The 3,047-nt window shown below is 66.2% G+C and carries 3 protein-coding genes and 1 pseudogene; all 4 read right to left on the bottom strand.

What is annotated here, in order from left to right; all coding sequences use genetic code 11:
- Positions 1–278, bottom strand: a pseudogene (locus AC1DY5_RS49345) (sulfate ABC transporter permease subunit CysW); the annotation flags it as partial.
- Positions 275–1,168, bottom strand: coding sequence for a sulfate ABC transporter permease subunit CysT (gene cysT, locus AC1DY5_RS49340; RefSeq protein ID WP_478121621.1), 894 nt, complete (start codon positions 1,166–1,168; stop codon positions 275–277). The gene cysT and the pseudogene AC1DY5_RS49345, both read right to left, overlap by 4 nt.
- Positions 1,169–2,167: a sulfate ABC transporter substrate-binding protein gene (locus tag AC1DY5_RS49335; RefSeq protein ID WP_478121620.1), complete on the bottom strand. Its 999-nt coding sequence runs from the start codon at positions 2,165–2,167 to the stop codon at positions 1,169–1,171.
- Positions 2,164–2,742 carry an RBBP9/YdeN family alpha/beta hydrolase gene (locus AC1DY5_RS49330; protein ID WP_478121619.1) on the bottom strand — a complete coding sequence of 193 codons (579 nt, stop codon included), beginning with the start codon at positions 2,740–2,742 and terminating at the stop codon, positions 2,164–2,166. The genes AC1DY5_RS49335 and AC1DY5_RS49330 overlap by 4 nt, the downstream gene beginning before the upstream one ends.
- Between the last annotated feature and the right edge of the window lie 305 nt (positions 2,743–3,047).

Genomic DNA, 3,047 nt, shown 5'->3' with positions numbered 1-3,047 from the left:
GCCCAGGCCGCGGCGATGCCGAAGACCAGGTTCAACGGCACCGCGATCGCGGCCGTCAGCAGGGTCAGGCGGATCGCGGCCCAGGCGTCGGGCTCCTTGAGCGCCTCGACATAGGCGCCGAAGCCCTTGCGCAGCGCCTCGGCCGCGACCGCGGCCAGCGGCAGCACCAGGAACAGGAACATGAAGACCAGCGCGATGCCGATCAGCGTGCGACGGACCCACGCCGATTCGGTGGTACCGGCCTGCGCGCGGCGGATGGTTCTCGACGGAGCGCTCATTGCGTGGCCTCCGAGCGGCGCCGCTTCCAGCCTTGCAGGCCGTTGATGACCAGCAGCAGCACGAAGGAGATCACCAGCATCACCAGCGCGACCGCGGTGGCGCCCGCATAGTCGTACTGCTCGAGCTTGCCGATGATGATCAGCGGCGTGATCTCCGAAATCATCGGCATGTTGCCGGCGATGAAGATCACAGAGCCGTACTCGCCGATCGCGCGCGCGAAGGCCATCGCGAAGCCAGTCAGCAGGGCCGGCATGATCGACGGCAGGATCACCTTGGTGAAGGTCTGGAAGCGCGTCGCGCCGAGGCTGGTCGCGGCCTCCTCGAGTTCCTTCTCGGTGTCCTCGAGCACCGGCTGCACCGTGCGCACCACGAAGGGCAGGCCGATGAAGATCAATGCGATCACCACGCCCGCGGGCGTGAAGGCCAGCTTGATGCCGAGCGGCTCCAGGAACTGGCCGACCCAGCCATTGCCGGCCAGCAGCGCGGTCAGCGAGATGCCGGCGACGGCGGTAGGCAAGGCGAAGGGCAGATCGACCAGCGCATCGATGATGCGCTTGCCCGGGAACTTGTAGCGCACCAGCACCCAGGCCACGAGCAGCCCGAACACCAGGTTGACCAGCGCGGCGATCAGCGAGGCGCCGAAGGTCAGCCGGTACGAGGCCATCACGCGCGGCGCCGTGACCGCCACCCAGAACTGCTCCCAGCTCATGGTGAAGGTCTTGAAGACCAGCGCCGACAGCGGGATCAGCACGATCAGGCTCAGGTAGAGCACCGCGTAGCCGAGCGTGATGTGGAAGCCCGGCAGCACGCGGCGCGACACGCTTCGGCTCCCCGCAGACGCTAGCGGCGCTGCCGCGGACGACAGCGCCGATGTAGCAGCACCGCTCATTTACTTGGCGCCAGGCGTGTACAGCTTGTCGAACTGGGCGCCGTCATTGAAGTGCACCTTCTGCGCTTCCGACAGGCTGCCGAACAATTCCTGCACCGTGAACAGCTGCAGCGGCTTGAAGGTCGCGGCGTTCTTCCTGAGAACGGCTTCGGAGCGCGGGCGCAGCGCATGCTTGGCTGCGATTTCCTGCGCTTCTTCCGAGTAGAGGTAGTCGAGGTAGGCCTTGGCCAGTTCGCCGGTGCCCTTCTTGTTGACCGTGCGCTCGACGATCGCGACCGGGTTCTCGGCCAGGATGCTGATCGACGGATACACCGCATCGACCTTGCCGGAGCCGAACTCGCGGTCGATCGACACCACTTCGGATTCGAAGGTGATCAGCACGTCGCCGATGTTGCGCTGCAGGAAGGCGGTGGTCGCATCGCGGCCGCCGCGCGCCAGGATCGGCACGTTCTTGAACAACTTGCCGACGAACTCGGCCGCCTGGGCGTCGGTGCCGCCCTTCTTCTTCACGTACCCCCAGGCCGCCAGGTAGGCGTAGCGGCCGTTGCCGCCGGTCTTGGGGTTCACGACCACCACCTGCACGCCGGGCTTGATCAGGTCGTCCCAGTCCTTGATGCCCTTCGGGTTGCCGTTGCGGGTCAGGAACAGCATCGTCGAGGTGGTTGGCGATGCGTTGTATGGGAAGCGCTTGGGCCAGTCCTTGGCGACCACGCCGGCATTGGCCAGGAAGTCGATGTCGGTCGAGGTGTTCATCGTCACCACATCGGCGTCGAGGCCGTCGGCTACGGCCCGCGCCTGGGCGCTCGAGCCGCCATGCGACTGGTCGATCTTGACGTCCTTGCCGGTGGTCTTCTTGTAGTTGGCGACGAAGGCGGTGTTGTAGTCCTTGTAGAACTCGCGCGCCACGTCGTACGACGCGTTGAGCAGCGTCTGGGCCGATGCGGCGCCGCTGGCGGCGAGCACCAGCGTGCCGATGAGGGTCTTGATTCTGGAAGTCATAGGGTTGCCAAGGGTTCGAAATTCTGACGGCCGCTCATCAGCGTGGTCGGCTCGTCGGTCAGCGATTGGAGTAGCGCGAGGCCCAAAGGCCAGTCGCCGTGCCCGGATTCGATATTGATGTGGCCGGCATTCTGCATCCGAACGAATTCGCTGCCCCAGGCGCGCGCATAGGCGCCGGCCAGCCGCACCGGGCAGAAAGCGTCGTTGCTGCTCGCCACGACGATGCTGCGATAGGGCAGCTTGGCGTAGGGCACGGGAGCGAAATCGGACAGCACGGCACGCCGTTCCGGGTCGGCCGGCGCCACCAGCAGCGCGCCGCTGATGCGCGCCGCGGCCGCTTCCGACAGGTGCACGGTCGCGATGCAACCCAGGCTGTGGGCCGCGATGATCACCGGTTCCGGACTCTCGAGAACCAGTTTTTCGAGCGCGGCCACCCATGCGGCGCGGCTCGGCGTGATCCAGTCGTCCTGCACCACGCGTACCGCGCCCTGCATGCGCTCGGCCCACAGGCTCTGCCAGTGTCCGGGTCCGGAATCACGCCAACCTGGAACGATGACGATCGTCGGCTTGCTCACGCGCCGCCCGCCTGCTCGGCGCCGGCGTGACGCGCGGAATCTCGGCGAAGTCGCGTTGGGCAGGTGATGGGGGAGCCGGTCATGGCCGCCATTCTGCAAACCATCGCTTAAACGGCAAACGAATATCTACTTGTTTGGTTATGAGTTTTTCGACATAAGCGCGCTTACTCAGCCAGGTGGTGCGGCTCGGCCCCGTCGAGGTTCTCGGCCAGGAAGTCGATCAATCGACGTACCGCGGGCACCAGGGCCCGACGGGCGGGGAACATGGCGTGGCAGATGCCGGGTTCCGGTCCCCAGCCCGGCAG

The sequence above is a fragment of the Variovorax sp. P4_D9 genome, from assembly GCF_056401695.1.
The sequence above is the reverse complement of the archived record's forward strand: the minus strand, read 5'-3'. Positions and strand labels throughout refer to the sequence as shown.